The sequence below is a fragment of the Peribacillus sp. P4_C12 genome (assembly GCF_056402095.1).
In genome coordinates this window covers 1-590 of the sequence record NZ_JBFUIB010001169.1, presented here as the reverse complement: position 1 = coordinate 590, position 590 = coordinate 1, and the positions used below count along the sequence as shown (strand labels likewise).

Annotated in this window: 1 pseudogene; it reads left to right on the top strand. The window is 38.1% G+C overall.

What is annotated here, in order from left to right:
- Positions 1-283: pseudogene (locus tag AC1DUW_RS31970) on the top strand (hypothetical protein); the annotation flags it as partial.
- Positions 284-590 lie beyond the last annotated feature (307 nt).

Here is a 590-nt window from a genome sequence, read left to right as displayed (position 1 = left end):
GCATAAATTGTTACTTCAACCAATTACAGATCATGCGAAAATAGTCCACTATTCCTTTAATGAAAAAGCTTCTATTTCAAGAAAGATTACGGTCATTGCACTGTTAAGTACTATAGTGGCTACTCTCCAGGCAGCTGGCGGATTGATTCCGGCAGCTGGTTTGTTCATTAATCCCCTTGCAATGGCACCCGCTATCCTTAGTATGGTTTTACCAGTAAGATATGGTTTGCTTGGTTACTTATTAACCTTGTTTTTGCTCTTTCTTATTCAGCCGAATCAGTAGATTAATAGGTGTATGTAATTCCGGCCAGAATTCGTCAATTTCGTATCCTCTGGGCAATGCAATGTCATTCGGATTAAGATTTTTCTTCTTATTTTCGTTCATTCCTTTTCTGCCCCCTACTATCAAATGACAAGCACCTTTTCACCCCCAGCAACAGCTCTAGGGACGGCTGCACCAAAGCGAATTGATATGTTAGACAATTTGTATTAGAAGCCAACATTTTCTTAACCATCCAGATTTTTCATTAATAGATATTCCATGTGTGTTATTCTCATTCACAAAGATTTAATTAGAGTAAGAAGGGTTG